Source organism: Phenylobacterium sp. (assembly GCF_019636135.1).
GTDB lineage: Bacteria > Pseudomonadota > Alphaproteobacteria > Caulobacterales > Caulobacteraceae > Phenylobacterium.
The window spans coordinates 223,940-237,137 of sequence record NZ_JAHBYD010000001.1; the positions used below are offsets into that span (position 1 = coordinate 223,940).

Below are 13,198 nucleotides of genomic sequence, written 5' to 3' on the forward strand. Positions count from 1 at the left end.
GAATAGAACAAAGTCGGAACATAAGGAGTCCCGAAGCCATGTCCGGATCTCGCGGCAGGCTGGCCGCGATACGGGCGACGATCGCGGCCCTGGAGGCCGGCGGGCGGCCGGACGCAGGCGTGCTGCCCTTCGGCGACGAAGGGCTGGACGGGCGGCTGCCGGGCGGCGGACTGGCGCTCGGGCGCTGGCACGAGATCGTGGGCGTGGGGCTGGAAGCCGAGACCAGCGCCGCGCCGTCGGCGTTCGCCGCGCTGATGGCCGCGCCACTGGCGAAGAAGGGCGAGGCGGTCTGGGTGCTGCGCCGCGACGACCTCTGGGCGCCGGGGCTGGAGGGGCTGGGCTTTCCGCCCGAACGGCTGATCCAGGTCTGCGCCCGCGACGAGGCCGAGGCGCTGGCGGTGATGGAGGACGCGCTGGGGACCGTGGGCGTCTCGGCGGTGTTCGGCGAGGTCGAGGCGGTGGACCTGACCGCGGGGCGCCGGCTGCAACTCGCCTGCGAGCGGCGCGGGACGACGGGGTTCGTGATCAAGCGCCGGCCGTTCGGCGGGACCGGCAAGGCCGAGGCGGCGGGCTCCGTCACCGCCAGCCGCTGGCGCGTGAAGTCGGCGCCGTCCGAACCGGCGGCGGACGAATTCGGGCTGGGCGCGCCGCGCTTCGAAGTGGCGCTGGAGCGCTGTCGCGGCGGGCGGACCGGCGCATGGATCCTCGAGGCCGATCGGGCCTATTCCTGGGAGGCAGGCGATGTCGCGCATCCTCTGCGCCTGGTCGCCGACCTGGGCGATCGCGAACTGGCGCCGGCGAGCGGGCGCCGCAGAGCAGCCTGACGCGCCGCTCCCGCCGTTCGCACTGGTCGAGACGGTGAAGCAGGCGCGCCGGCTGGCGGCGGTGTCGCGCGAGGCGATGGCGCTGGGGCTCCACGCCGGCCAGAAGGCGACCGACGCGGCGGCCCTGGTCCCGGACCTCGTGACCGCCGACGCCGAGCCGGAGGCCGACGCCGAGGCTCTGCGGGCGCTCGTCGACTGGTGCGTGCGGTTCTCGCCGGCGGTGGCGGCCGATGCGCCCGACGGGCTCTTCCTCGACATCTCGGGGGTCTCGCACCTCTGGGGCGGCGAGGCGGGGATGCTGGCGGACTTCCGCGCGCGGCTCGCGGACAACGGTCTGCCGTTCCGCCTCGCCATCGCCGACACGCCGGGCGCCGCCTGGGCCCTGGCGCACTATGGGCCGGACGGGACCATCGCGTCGCCGGGCTGGCAGGGCGAACTCCTGAGGCCGTTGCCGCCGCAGGCCCTGCGGCTCGACCCGGACGCCGCCGCCCAGATCCAGCGCCTGGGCCTGCGCCGCGTGGGCCAGCTCATGGAGATCGCCCGCGCGCCGCTGGGCCGCCGCTTCGGCCGGGCGACGCTGGAACGGCTCGACCAGGCGCTGGGCCGCAGCGCCGAGGCGCTGGCCTTCCGCCGCCCGGCGACGCCCTGGGTCGCGCGGCTGGCCTTCTTCGAGCCGATCAGCGCGCCCGAGGACATGGCGCGCGTCACCGAGGACGTCACCGCCAGGCTCTGCGCCCGGCTGGAGCGCGAGGGCCGCGGCGGGCGGCGCTTCGAGATCGCCTTCCACCGGGTCGACGGCAAGACGCCCAGCCTGGCCGTCGGCCTGTCGCTGGCGGGGCGTGACGCCAGGCGGATCGCCCGGCTCCTCCAGCCCAGGCTGGAGACGGTCGACCCCGGCTTCGGGATCGAGTCGGTGACGATCTGCGCCTACGCCGTCGAGGCGGTCTCGGGCCGCCAGGCGCGGCTGGACGCCGGTCAGGACCCCGCGGTCGAGGATGGCCTGGCCCCCCTCGTCGACCGCCTGGTCAACCGCCTGGGCCCCACCCGCGTCTTCCGCGCCCGCCCGCGCGAGAGCCATGTGCCGGAGCTCTCGGTCGGCCGCGACCTGCCACTGGAGACGCCCACAGCCGAAACACCTCCGTGGGACCGCGAGACGCCCCGGCCCGTGCGCCTGTTCCGCCAGCCCGAGCCGCTGGAGGCGGTGATCGCGCTCACCCCCGACGACCCGCCCAGCCAGTTCCGCTGGCGCGGCCGCGTACACCGCGTGCGCCGCGCGGAGGGGCCGGAGCGCATCGCCCGGGAATGGTGGAAGCAGGACATCGGCGACGTCTCGGTGCGCCACGTGCGCGACTACTACCGCGTGGAAGACACGGGCGGCGGCCGCTTCTGGCTGTTCCGCTCGGGCCTCTACCAGCCGGACGAGCCCGCCAGGTGGTGGCTGCACGGGCTGTTCCCATGACCCGTTACGCCGAACTCCAGGCCACCACGAACTTCTCGTTCCTGCGCGGCGCGTCGCACCCGGCGGAGCTGGTGACAGAGGCGGCCGCCCTGGGCGTCGAGGCCGTGGGGATCTGCGACCGGAACTCGCTGGCCGGGGTCGTGCGGGGCTGGCGGCGGCAGGAGGAGCTGCGCCGGCAGGGCGCGAAGGTGCGCGCGCTCACCGGCTGCCGCCTGGACTTCGCCGACGCGACGCCCAGCCTGCTCGTCTATCCCTCCGACCGCGAGGCCTACGGGCGGCTGACCCGCCTGCTCACCGTCGGCCAGCGGCGCGCGGAGAAGGGCGCGTGCGAGCTGCACTGGGAGGACTTCCGGGCGGCTGCGGAGGGCCAACTGGTGCTGGTGGTCCCGCCCGAGCGGCTGGACGAGCGTTTCGAGGGCGAGCTCGCCCGCATCGCCGGCGAGCTGCCCGACGTCTGGCTGGCCGCCTCGCGCCGCTACGGCGCGCGCGACCTGCACCGCCTCTCGCGCCTGGCGGCGCTCGCCGAGCGCCACGGCGCGCCGATGACAGCCACCAACGACGTCCACCACCACGGCCCCGAACGGCGGGCCTTGCAGGACGTGCTCACCTGCATCCGCGAAGGCTGCACGATCCACGAGGCGGGCCTCATCCTGGCCGCCAACGCCGAGCGCCACCTGAAGGCGCCGCAGGAGATGGCGCGCCTGTTCGCGAAGTTCCCCGGCGCCGTCGAGCGCAGCGCCGAGATCGCCGACCGCATCGGCTTCGACCTCTCCCAGCTCCGCTACGAATACCCCGACGAACCGGTGCCGCCCGGCAAGACGGCGATCCAGCACCTGCGCGACCTCAGTTGGGCGGGCGCCGCGAAACGCTATCCCGGCGGGCCGCCGCCGCATGTCGCCCGCATCCTCGAGCACGAGCTCGACATGATCGCGCGGCTCGACTACCCCAACTACTTCCTGACGGTGCACGACATCGTGCGCCACGCCCGCGACGAGCTGGGCATCCTCTGCCAGGGCCGTGGCTCGGCCGCCAATTCGTGCGTCTGCTACTGCCTGGAGGTCACGGCGGTCGATCCGACTCAGCCGGGGCAGGAGCTGCTCTTCTCCCGCTTCCTTTCCGAGAACCGTGGCGAGCCGCCCGACATCGACGTCGATTTCGAGCACGAGCGGCGCGAGGAGGTGATGCAGTACGTCTACGCGCGCTATGGCCGCCACCGCGCCGCCATCGTGGCGACCGTCATCCACTACCGCCCGCGCATGGCCATCCGCCAGGTGGGCAAGGCGCTGGGGCTGACCGAGGACATCACCGCGGCGCTGGCGGGCACGGTCTGGGGGTCATACGGCGACGACGTGCCGGACGAGCATATCCGCCAGGTCGGGCTGGACCCCGACGCGCCCGAGATCCGCCGCGCCACCGCGCTCGCCCAGGAGCTGCTCAAGTTCCCCCGCCACCTGTCGCAGCACGTGGGCGGCTACGTGCTGACGAAGCGCCGGCTGGACGAGACGGTCCCCATCGGCAACGCGGCCATGGAGGACCGCACCTTCATCGAGTGGGACAAGGACGACATCGACGCGCTGGGCCTCATGAAGGTGGACGTCCTGGCGCTGGGGATGCTGACGGCGCTTAAGAAGGCCTTCGATCTCCTGCCCCCGCTCAAGGACGGGTCGCGGGTGACCGACATCGCCCACATCCCCCAGGGCGAGGCCGCCGTCTACGACATGCTCTGCAAGGCGGACTCCATCGGCGTGTTCCAGGTGGAGAGCCGGGCGCAGATGTCGATGCTGCCGCGGCTGAAGCCCAGGACGTTCTACGACCTGGTGATCGAGGTGGCGATCGTCCGCCCCGGCCCGATCCAGGGGGACATGGTGCATCCCTACCTGAAGCGCCGGGAGAAGCCCCACCTCGTCGACTATCCCCGGCCGGGGCCGGGATATCCGCCGGACGAGCTGGAAAACATCCTGAAGAAGACCCTGGGCGTGCCGCTCTTCCAGGAGCAGGCGATGAAGATCGCCATCACGGGCGCCGAGTTCTCGGACGACGACGCCGACGGCCTGCGCCGCTCCATGGCCACCTTCCGCAACCTGGGGAGCGTGGGGGACTACGAGGAGAAGTTCGTCGGCGGCATGACCCGCCGCGGCTACGACCGCGACTTCGCCGAGCGGTGCTTCAAGCAGATCGAGGGCTTCGGCAGCTACGGCTTCCCGGAGAGCCACGCGATCAGCTTCGCGCTCCTGGTCTACGCCTCGGCCTGGGTGAAGTGCTTCCACCCCGACGCCTTCCTGGTCTCGCTGCTCAACAGCCAGCCCATGGGCTTCTACCAGCCGGCCCAGCTCGTCCGCGACGCGCGCGAGCACGGCGTGGAGGTGCGTCCGCCCGACGTGATGTTCAGCGACTGGCATTCGACGGTCGAAGAGAAGGACGATCCGCGGGAAAAGCTTCGGCCCGTCCGCCTCGGCCTGCATCAGGTCAAGGGGCTGAAGAAGGATGCCGACGAAGCTGCGCTCGTCCGCGCCCGCGAAGCCGGGGCGCGCTCGGTGCAGGACTTCGCGCGGCTGGGCGGCTTTTCCCGCCGCTCGCTGGAGCTGCTGGCCGAGGCCGACGCGTTCCGCAGCCTGGGCCTTTCCCGGCGCGAGGCGCTGTGGGCCGTGAAGGGCCTCTCCGGCGAGTGGAACGCGGAGAAGGCCGCGCCGCTGCTGCTGCGCCAGAAGACCCGCGAGGCGCAGGTGCTGCTGCCCTTCATGAGCGCCTCGCAGCGGATCGCCGAGGACTACCGCACGACCAGCCTGTCGCTGAGCGGCCACCCGGTGGAGTTCTTCCGCGAGGACCTGGCGCGCGAGGGCGTCGTCACCTGCGAGACCCTGAAGACGGTGCGCGACAAGACCCGCCTCGCCGTGGGCGGCCTGGTCCTCGTCCGCCAGCGGCCCGGCACCGCCAAGGGCGTGGTCTTCATGACCCTGGAGGACGAGACCGGCATCGCCAACATCGTCGTCTGGCGCGACGCCTTCGAGGCCAACCGGCGCCTTGTCATGTCGTCGTCCTTCGTGGTCGTCCACGGCCAGGTCCAGAGCGTGGACGGCGTCGTCCACCTGGTCGCCGAACGCTTCACCGACCTCTCGGGCCGCCTCTCCGAGCTCCGCGACGACGAAGCCCCCGTCGCCGCCCGCTCCAGGGTCACCGGCCGCCTCATCCGCAGCCGCGATTTCCACTAGATGAAGGGGGTACGCCGAGCCGACGACGTCCTGCGCCGCAGGCGCTGTCGTTTCGAACCCCCAAGGCCACCAAGGGCGCCAAGGTCGGCGCCGGCCTCTTCGCAGCCTTGGTGGGCTTGGTGTCGAACAGGCGGCGCTGACGCGCGCCCGGGACCGGATGACGGCTAGAACTTCAGCGTGCGCGCTTCCTTCACGTGCGGCAGGGCCTGGATCCTGGCCAGCAGGGCCGGCGTCGGCTCCTGGTCCACGCCCACGAGGGCGATGGCGTCGTCGCCGGCGTCGATGCGGCCCAGGTTGAAGGTGGCGATGTTGACGCCCGCCTCGCCCAGCAGGCCGCCCAGCGCGCCGATGAAGCCCGGCTTGTCCAGGTTGTTGACGTAGAGCATCCGCGGCGAGAACGGCGCGTCGAGGTCCATGCCCTTCACCTCGACCACGCGCGGCGCGCCGGCCTGCACCGTGCCCGCGAACGAGCGCTTGCCCTTCTCGGTGGTGACGGTGATGCGCATCAGGCTGTCGTAGATCGGCGAGTCCTCCTGGCGGCTCTCGGAGACGGTGATGCCGCGCTCCTTCGCCACCGCCGGCGCCGAGACCATGTTGATCTCCGCCAGCATCGGCCGCAGCACCCCGGCCAGCGCCGCGGCGCTGAGCGGCTTCACGTTCAGCGTCGAGACCTGGCCCTCATAGGCGATGTCGACCGCCAGCACGCCGAAGTCGAGCATCTGGCCGGCGAGCGCGCCCAGCTTCTCGGCCAGCGCCACGAAGGGCTTCAGGCGCGGCGCTTCCTCGGCCGTCACCGAGGGGCTGTTCAGCGCGTTGGTCACGGCGCCGGTCAGCAGATAGTCGCTGATCTGCTCGGCCACCTGCAGGGCCACGTTCTCCTGCGCCTCGTTGGTCGAGGCGCCGAGGTGCGGGGTGGCGACGAAGTTCGGCGCGCCGAACAGCACGTTCTCCCTGGCCGGCTCGACCGAAAAGACGTCGAAGCCCGCCGCGCCGATGTGGCCGCTCTCCAGGCCGGCGCGGAGCGCCGCCTCGTCCACCAGGCCGCCGCGGGCGCAGTTGACGATCATCACGCCCTTCCTGGTCTTGGCCAGGTTCTCGGCCGACAGGATGTTGCGGGTCTTGTCGGTGAGCGGCGTGTGCAGGGTGATGATGTCGGCCCGCGCCAGCAGCTCGTCCAGCTCGACCTTCTCGACGCCCATCTCGACGGCGCGCTCCTCCGAGAGGAACGGGTCGTAGGCGACGACCTTCATCTTCAGGCCCAGCGCCCGGTCGGCGACGATGCCGCCGATGTTGCCGGCGCCGATCAGGCCCAGGGTCTTGGCGTAGAGCTCCACGCCCATGAAGCGGTTCTTCTCCCACTTGCCGGCCTGGGTGGAGACGTCGGCGGCGGGCATCTGGCGGGCCAGCGTGAACATCATCGCGATCGCGTGCTCGGCGGTCGTGATCGAGTTGCCGAAGGGCGTGTTCATGACGACGACGCCGGCGGCGGTGGCGGCCGGGATGTCGATGTTGTCGACGCCGATCCCGGCGCGGCCGATCACCTTCAGTTTCTTCGCCGCGGCGATGACGTCCTTGTTGGGCTTGGTGTCGGACCGGACGACCAGGCCGTCGTAGTCGCCGATGACGGCGATCAGCTCGTCCTTCGAAAGGCCGGTCTTGATGTCGGTGTCGACGCCGCGCTGCTTGAAGATGTCGACGGCGGCGGGGCTCAGGCTGTCAGCGATGAGAACGCGGGGCATGGTGAATCTCTTTTCTCCCCTCCCCCTTGCGGGGAGGGGCCGGGGGTGGGGGTGCGTTCGGAGAGGCGGTGCGATCACCCCCATCCCCGACCCTTCCCCGCAAGGGGGAAGGGGGCTTGGTTCAGGCGGCTTCGAGTTCGGCGGCGAGGGACGCGAACGCCCAGTCGAGCCAGGGGGTCAGGGCGTCGACGTCGGAGGTCTCCACCGTCGCGCCGCACCAGATGCGAAGGCCGGCGGGTGCGTCGCGGTAGCCGCCGATGTCGAGGGCCACGCCCTCCTTCTCCAGCCGCGACGCCAGCGTCTTGGCGAAGTCGGCCTGCGCGTCGTCGGACAGGCCGGCGATGCGCGGGTCGACCACCTTGAGGCAGACCGAGGTGTTCGAGCGCGTGGCCGCGTCCTCGGCGAGGAACTCGACCCACGGGGTCGCGGCGACCCAGTCGGCGAGGATCGCCAGGTTCGCGTCGGCGCGGCGCTGCATCTCGGTCAGGCCGCCGATCCCCTCGGCCCAGCGCAGGGCGTCGATGGCGTCCTCCACGCAGAGCATGGAGGGCGTGTTGATCGTGGCGCCCTCGAAGATCTCGAGATTGACCTTCCCGCCCTTCGTCATGCGGAACAGCTTCGGCAGCGGCCGGTCGGGCGTGTAGCTCTCCAGCCGGGCCACCGCGCGCGGGCCCAGGATCAGGACGCCGTGGGCGCCCTCGCCGCCGAGGGCCTTCTGCCAGGAGAAGGTCACGACATCGAGCTTGGCCCAGTCGAGCGCCTGCGCAAACGCGGCCGAGGTGGCGTCGCAGATGGTGATGCCCTCGCGGTCGGCGGCGATGAAGTCGGCGTTCGGCACGCGCACGCCCGAGGTGGTGCCGTTCCAGGTGAAGACCAGGTCGGCGTCCTTGCGGACCTTGGTGAGGTCGGGAAGCTTGCCGTACGGCGCGTCCAGCACCTCGGCCGGGATCTTGAGCTGCTTGGTCACGTCGGTGACCCAGTCCTTGCCGAAGCTCTCGAAGGCCAGGAGCTGGACCGGCTTCGGCCCCAGCATCGACCACAGCGCCATCTCCACGGCGCCGGTGTCGGAGCCGGCGACGATGCCGACCAGGAAGTCATCGGGGACCTGCAGCACCTCGCGGGTGCGGTCGATGGCTTCCTTCAGGCGCGCCTTGCCCAGCTTCGAGCGGTGCGAGCGGCCGAGGACGGCGTTGGCCAGGTTTTCGGGGGACCAGCCGGGGCGCTTGGCGCAGGGGCCGGAGGAGAACTCGGGACGCGCGGGACGCATCGCGGGCTTCGCGAGGGTATTCATATCGATGTCTCCCATCCTTGCAGATGAGCAGCGCCCCGTTGGGAGGGCGTGGCCCGCGGCGCAAAAGCTCCCGTTCCGCCCGCGGCGCAAGTGAAACTTTACTAACGGGGTATGAAGCCGGGCTGATGGCGACGCCGCGCGCCTCGGCGCGGGGTGGCGGCGGCTGCGACGATGTGATCCAAGCGCGGCCATGCAATCTCGGGCGGCCTTCGACTGGGTGGTGATGGCCGTGCTGGTGGCCATCTGGGGCTCGGGATTCGCCTTCCTGAAGGTCGCCACCGAGCACATCGACCCGCTGTGGACCTCGGCGATCCGCACCGGCGTGGCGACGCTGACGCTGGCGGTCGCGTTGCTGGCGCAGGGCCAGCGGCTGCCGCCGCTCCGCCACGCGGCGTGGCGGGCCTACCTGTTCCTCGGCGCGGTCGGCATGGCGATCCCGCTGGGGTTCTTCGCCTACGCGTCGCAGCGCACGCCCAGCGCCGTGGTGGCGATCTGCAACGGCGCCTCGCCGATCTTCACCGGCGTGCTGGCCCACATGTTCCTGGCCGGCGACCGCCTGACGCCGCGCAAGACCCTGGGCATCACGGTCGGATTCGCGGGACTGATCGTCCTGGTCGGGCCGCGGCTGGCCAGCGGCGCGACGGTCGAGGCGCTGGCGCTGTCGGCGGCGATCTTCGGCGCGCTGCTGTACGCGATCTCGAACGTGGCGACGCGGGTTGCGCCCCACGTTTCCGCGTCGGCCGGCGCATTGATGATGGTCGGCTGGGCGTTCGTGGTGGCCCTGGGGCTGGCGATCGCCTTCGAGGCGCCGCCCGCCTGGCCGATCCCGGCGCCGTCGCTGGCGGCGGTGCTGATCCTGGGCTCGGTCTCCACCGGCCTTTCGAACATCGGCTACGTGTTCCTGGTGCAGCGCCGCGGCCCGCTGTTCATGTCGATGTCGATCTACCTGGCGCCGCTGATCGCCACCGGCCTCGGCATGGCGGCGCTGGGCGAGCGGCCGGGCTGGCCGGCGTTCGTGGCCCTGGGTCTGATCCTGGGCGGCGTGGCCCTGGCGACGATCGCGCCGCGGCCGGCGGCCGAGCCGGCCTGACCCGCTAGGCGGCGGGCTCCTGGGCGGTTGTCGCGACCGCCGCGGCGCGGGCCTTCGCGCGTCGCGCACGCCGGGCCCAGGCGACGGCGGTGCCGATGATCAGGCACCACACGATGCCCGAGAAATTCACGTTGTTGACGATGGCGTGGAGGCGGTCGTTGTCGGGCCGGCTCGTCACCAGGTAGTACGAGTGGAGCGAGAACTGGGCGGCGTAGAACAGCATCACGCCCCCCATCCACGGCGCCCCGTAGCGCAGGGTCACGGCCAGCAGGGCGACGGCCGCGAGGCCGTCGTTGGCGAAGCGGATCGTGCCCTCCAGGTCGGGCAGGAACTCGGCCACGAGGATGCCGACCACCATGTTGGCCACGACCACCGCGGCCGCCAGGCGTTCCGCGACGCCGCCCTTCCACGTCGCGAACAGCACGCCGGACGCGACGAAGAGGATCAGCAGTTGTGCGATCAGTGACGTAGGCATGATTAAGCGCCCCTAATGCGGATTAGAGGCGCCTAACCAGTTAATCTATTGCAATGATCCGCCGGTAACCCGGCGCGAACTTGCTTCAGCCGACTTCGCGGAGCGTCGTCGCGGTGCGAGCGGCGGCTTCCGGCGGCTTGTCCTGGATATCCATCTTCGTGCGGATGCCGAGGCGAAGCTTGGCTTCGTTCAGCTCGTTGTGGACGCCGACCATGGCGGTGCGAGCTTCGCTCAGCGCCTTGATCGCTTCCATCATCTTCACCTGCACGTCATCGGCGAACACCATCGACGCATTCACGTCCTGGCGCGCCTTCAGCATCTCGCTGAGCAGTTCGGCGGCTTCGACCATCGCGCCGTCCACGGCCGCTTCGGTCGTGAACAGCTTCTTGGCCACGCGCTGGGCCACGAAAACCTTTTCCATGTGGAAGTACCCCTAGAGTTACCCGACACCCGTTAAGGTAAAGGAAAGGTTACCGCACACGCAATCGATTCATGGGTTGTTAACCATAAATTTGCCTGCGGCAGGTTGTAGCGTGGCGCCAAAGGCACAGTGAAGCTGGACCACGCTGGGTTGCATTTCCGCGATGGAAGCGAAGCGTTAGGACTCGGCGGGCTAAATTCGCGGCCATGAACGTCCTCTGGGACAGCGCGGACGACGACGAGGCGCCGAAGGGCTCGGCGCCGACGGCGACCTTCCATGCGCGCGTGGCGGGGGTTGGCCTCGTCACGACCGTCGTCGTGCTCGTCGCCGCCTGCCTGACCTTCATGCTGCAGCAGTGGGCGGTGGCGCGCACCCAGTCGCACCGCTTCCACGACGACCTGACGGTCATCGCCGCCGAGGCGGGCGCGTCGCCCCTCGCGGCCGGCGACCTCGCCGACCTCGCCCACGATGTCGGGACGCTGAAGGTCAGCCGCGACGTCATCTCGGCCCGCGTCACCGACGCCGCGGGCCGGGAGGTGCTGCGCTTCCAGACCCGCGAGCCGCGGAAGGACTCCACCGAGACCTTCGTCCGGAACATGACCGCCGGCGGAAAGACGGTGGGCCAGCTCGCCGTGACGGTCGAGCAGCCGTCGCTCGCGCCGATGCTGCCGCAGTTCATCGCGCTGACCTTCGTGCTGCTGTTCGGCGGCGTGGGCGTGGCGCTGTTCCTGGCCCGCAGCCTGGCGCACCGGGTGATCAAGCCGGTCCAGACGCTGTCCGAGGGCATGCAGGAGATCGCGGCCACCGGCAGCTTCACCCCGGTGAAGGTCGACGCGTCGGACGAGCTCTTCCAGAGCCTGACCGAGAGCTTCAACCACCTGCTGGCCAAGCTGGAGGCGCGCGAGGGCGACCTGAAGGCCGCCATGCGCGAGCTGGAGCTGGCGCGCGACGCCGCCAACGCCGCCAACGTGCTGAAGACCCAGTTCCTGGCCAACATGAGCCACGAGATCCGCACCCCGCTGAACGGCGTGCTGGCCATGGCCGAGGTGATGGCGCTGGGCACGCTGGACCAGGTCCAGCGCGATCGCCTCGACGTCATCCGCCGCTCGGGCGGCCTGCTGCTGGCCGTGCTCAACGACGTGCTGGACCTGTCGAAGATCGAGGCCGGCAAGCTCACCCTGTTCGAGGACGACTTCGACCTGGAGGTCGCGATCAACCAGGCGCGCGACAACTTCCAGGTCATGGCCCAGGCCAAGAACCTGGACTTCCAGGTCGAGATCGCCGACGCGGCCAAGGGCTGGTGGCGCGGCGACGCCGACCGGCTGAGCCAGATCGTCGGCAACCTGCTGTCGAACGCCGTCAAGTTCACGCCGTCGGGCGCCGTCATCGCGCGCGTGGACCAGGGCGCCTCGGGCGGCCTGAAGCTGACGGTCCAGGACACCGGCGTCGGCATCGCGCCCGAAAAGCTGCCGAGCCTGTTCGAGAAGTTCACCCAGGCCGACAACTCGGCCACCCGCCGCTTCGGCGGCACGGGCCTGGGCCTCGCCATCTGCCGCGAGCTGACCCAGATGATGGGCGGCTCGATCGACGTCGAAAGCCTGGAAGGCTGCGGCTCCACCTTCACCGTCGAACTGCCGCTGACCCGCGGCAAGCCCGCCGCGCTGCAGGCGGCCGAGCCGGCCCATGCCTCGGACGACGGCGACCTGCGCATCCTGGCCGCCGAGGACAACCCGACCAACCAGCAGGTGCTGGCCGCCGTCCTGGGCTCGCTGGGCATCGAGGTGCATATCGTGCCCGACGGCAAGGAGGCCGTGGAGGCTTGGCGCACCGGGACCTACGACCTCGTCCTGATGGACATCCAGATGCCGGTGATGGACGGCATCACCGCGGCGTCCAGCATCCGCGAGGCCGAGCGCGCCACGGGCCGCCGCCGCACCCCGATCGTGGCGCTCACCGCCAATGCGCTCACCCATCAGGTCGAGGAATACCTCGCCGTCGGCATGGACGCCCACGTGGCCAAGCCGATCGAGATCGCCAAGCTCTACGACGCGATCTCGGCGGTCCTGAACGCCGCCGCCACCGACGGCGTCTCGCCCAGCCAGGCCGGCGCCGCGGCCTGAATCCCGGCAGGCCGCCTGTCTCATTCGTAATGTAGGTGAACGAAATCCGACCGGGCGGCTCAGAACCGTTTCAGCCGCCGGGTGTTTTCCTCTGCCTCATGGATGCCGGCTCCCCCTGGCTCCAGACGGAACAGGAGACACCAGATGAAGAAGATCGCTCTCATTGCTCTGGCCGCCGCCTCGCTGGGCGCGGTCGCCGCCCCCGCCGCTGCGCAGGACTATCGCCATGACGGCTATCGTCACGACGCCGGCCGCTACGACCAGCCGCGCTGGGACTACCGCCATGACTGGGATCGCGGCTTCAACGTGAACCAGATGCAGAACCAGCTCAACGACCGCATCTTCCGCGGCATCCGCAGCGGTCGCCTGACCCAGAGCGAGGCGCGGAGCCTCCGCAGCCAGTTCCAGGAGATCGCGCGGATCGAGGCGAACTATCGCCGCGGCGGCCTGAACGCCTCGGAACGCCGCGACCTCGAGCGACGCCTGGTGGCCTTCGAGACCCGCCTCGATCGCCAACTGCGTGACGGCCAGTACGCCCGCCGCTAGCGGCTGAGGCCCTAACCCCCGCCG

10 protein-coding genes are annotated in these 13,198 nt (G+C 70.9%); 6 read left to right on the forward strand and 4 right to left on the reverse strand.

Annotation, left to right across the window (positions count from 1 at the left end; translation table 11 throughout):
• The first annotated feature begins 38 nt into the window (after window positions 1-38).
• From KF737_RS00975 to KF737_RS00985, 3 genes are read left to right on the forward strand one after another with little or no spacing between them, the layout of a single operon-like run.
• Window positions 39-824, forward strand: a complete 786-nt coding sequence (locus KF737_RS00975; RefSeq protein ID WP_296449338.1) for a protein imuA — start codon at window positions 39-41, stop codon at window positions 822-824.
• The gene (locus tag KF737_RS00980; RefSeq protein ID WP_296449339.1) at window positions 742-2,283 is read left to right on the forward strand and encodes a DUF6504 family protein; all 1,542 of its coding nucleotides are present in this window, start codon (window positions 742-744) and stop codon (window positions 2,281-2,283) included. Before KF737_RS00975 ends, KF737_RS00980 begins: the two co-directional genes overlap by 83 nt.
• The gene (locus KF737_RS00985; RefSeq protein ID WP_296449342.1) at window positions 2,280-5,492 is read left to right on the forward strand and encodes an error-prone DNA polymerase; all 3,213 of its coding nucleotides are present in this window, start codon (window positions 2,280-2,282) and stop codon (window positions 5,490-5,492) included. The genes KF737_RS00980 and KF737_RS00985 overlap by 4 nt, the downstream gene beginning before the upstream one ends.
• 164 nt (window positions 5,493-5,656) lie before the next feature.
• Here KF737_RS00985 and serA read toward each other — a convergent pair whose 3' ends face one another.
• Together serA and KF737_RS00995 are read right to left on the reverse strand one after the other, a co-directional pair.
• The gene (serA, locus tag KF737_RS00990) at window positions 5,657-7,231 is read right to left on the reverse strand and encodes a phosphoglycerate dehydrogenase (protein WP_296449345.1); all 1,575 of its coding nucleotides are present in this window, start codon (window positions 7,229-7,231) and stop codon (window positions 5,657-5,659) included.
• A 121-nt stretch (window positions 7,232-7,352) separates the two neighbouring features.
• On the reverse strand, window positions 7,353-8,522 hold the full coding sequence (locus tag KF737_RS00995) for a phosphoserine transaminase (RefSeq protein ID WP_296449348.1): 1,170 nt from the start codon (window positions 8,520-8,522) through the stop codon (window positions 7,353-7,355).
• Window positions 8,523-8,712: 190 nt separating this feature from the next.
• Here KF737_RS00995 and KF737_RS01000 point away from each other — a divergent pair, with 190 nt between their 5' ends.
• Window positions 8,713-9,612, forward strand: coding sequence for a DMT family transporter (locus tag KF737_RS01000; protein WP_296449351.1), 900 nt, complete (start codon window positions 8,713-8,715; stop codon window positions 9,610-9,612).
• Between the two features lie 4 nt (window positions 9,613-9,616).
• On the opposite strand, the gene KF737_RS01005 is transcribed toward KF737_RS01000, so the two are convergent.
• Entirely contained in the window at window positions 9,617-10,087 is a 471-nt protein-coding gene (locus tag KF737_RS01005) for a hypothetical protein (protein WP_296449354.1), read from the reverse strand.
• An 85-nt stretch (window positions 10,088-10,172) separates the two neighbouring features.
• On the reverse strand, window positions 10,173-10,508 hold the full coding sequence (locus KF737_RS01010) for a hypothetical protein (protein WP_296449356.1): 336 nt from the start codon (window positions 10,506-10,508) through the stop codon (window positions 10,173-10,175).
• 206 nt (window positions 10,509-10,714) lie between these two features.
• On the opposite strand from KF737_RS01010, the gene KF737_RS01015 reads away from it, so the two are divergent.
• Entirely contained in the window at window positions 10,715-12,628 is a 1,914-nt protein-coding gene (locus tag KF737_RS01015) for an ATP-binding protein (protein WP_296449359.1), read from the forward strand.
• Window positions 12,629-12,772: 144 nt separating this feature from the next.
• Window positions 12,773-13,174 (forward strand): hypothetical protein, encoded by a 402-nt coding sequence (locus KF737_RS01020; protein WP_296449362.1) that lies wholly within the window; start codon window positions 12,773-12,775, stop codon window positions 13,172-13,174.
• Window positions 13,175-13,198 lie beyond the last annotated feature (24 nt).

What these genes read in the sequence shown, in the direction of transcription:
- KF737_RS01020 (WP_296449362.1), top strand. Translation starts at nt 12,773, where the DNA reads ATGAAGAAGATCGCTCTCATTGCTCTGGCCGCCGCCTCGCTGGGCGCG.
- KF737_RS01005 (WP_296449354.1), bottom strand. Translation starts at nt 10,087, where the DNA reads ATGCCTACGTCACTGATCGCACAACTGCTGATCCTCTTCGTCGCGTCC.
- KF737_RS01000 (WP_296449351.1), top strand. Translation starts at nt 8,713, where the DNA reads ATGCAATCTCGGGCGGCCTTCGACTGGGTGGTGATGGCCGTGCTGGTG.
- serA (WP_296449345.1), bottom strand. Translation starts at nt 7,231, where the DNA reads ATGCCCCGCGTTCTCATCGCTGACAGCCTGAGCCCCGCCGCCGTCGAC.
- KF737_RS00975 (WP_296449338.1), top strand. Translation starts at nt 39, where the DNA reads ATGTCCGGATCTCGCGGCAGGCTGGCCGCGATACGGGCGACGATCGCG.
- KF737_RS01015 (WP_296449359.1), top strand. Translation starts at nt 10,715, where the DNA reads ATGAACGTCCTCTGGGACAGCGCGGACGACGACGAGGCGCCGAAGGGC.
- KF737_RS00985 (WP_296449342.1), top strand. Translation starts at nt 2,280, where the DNA reads ATGACCCGTTACGCCGAACTCCAGGCCACCACGAACTTCTCGTTCCTG.
- KF737_RS01010 (WP_296449356.1), bottom strand. Translation starts at nt 10,508, where the DNA reads ATGGAAAAGGTTTTCGTGGCCCAGCGCGTGGCCAAGAAGCTGTTCACG.
- KF737_RS00980 (WP_296449339.1), top strand. Translation starts at nt 742, where the DNA reads ATGTCGCGCATCCTCTGCGCCTGGTCGCCGACCTGGGCGATCGCGAAC.
- KF737_RS00995 (WP_296449348.1), bottom strand. Translation starts at nt 8,522, where the DNA reads ATGAATACCCTCGCGAAGCCCGCGATGCGTCCCGCGCGTCCCGAGTTC.